Source organism: Vogesella mureinivorans (assembly GCF_007644035.1).
GTDB lineage: Bacteria > Pseudomonadota > Gammaproteobacteria > Burkholderiales > Chromobacteriaceae > Vogesella > Vogesella mureinivorans.
On record NZ_VMTV02000839.1, the window covers coordinates 1 to 251 of the forward strand.

At 60.2% G+C, this 251-nt stretch carries 1 protein-coding gene; it reads right to left on the bottom strand.

All coding sequences use genetic code 11. The features are described from left to right. Nucleotides 1-251 (bottom strand): hypothetical protein (locus FLQ44_RS19870; RefSeq protein ID WP_206209011.1); only part of this gene is annotated, 251 nt, incomplete at both ends.

The following is a 251-nucleotide window of genomic DNA, read 5'->3' on the forward strand; positions in this document are numbered from 1 at the left end:
GAGTCCCAGGCTGAGGTGTCACAGGTGCCGCCGCGTCCGGGTCCGTCGCAGGGGAAGGCGTATCCGAAGTCTTTTTTGTCCGGCATCAACTTCGAGCCACGAGCATCCAATGCGCCCTTGACGAGAATCAAGGTCGTTGTGTGCAAACCGAGGGCGAAGGCGTGGTGGACGAGGAAGTCTCCAGGGCCAATGGTGAGGAACAGGGAGTTGGTGCCGCTATTGATCGCATCTAGCCAGCCGGGTAACCACAC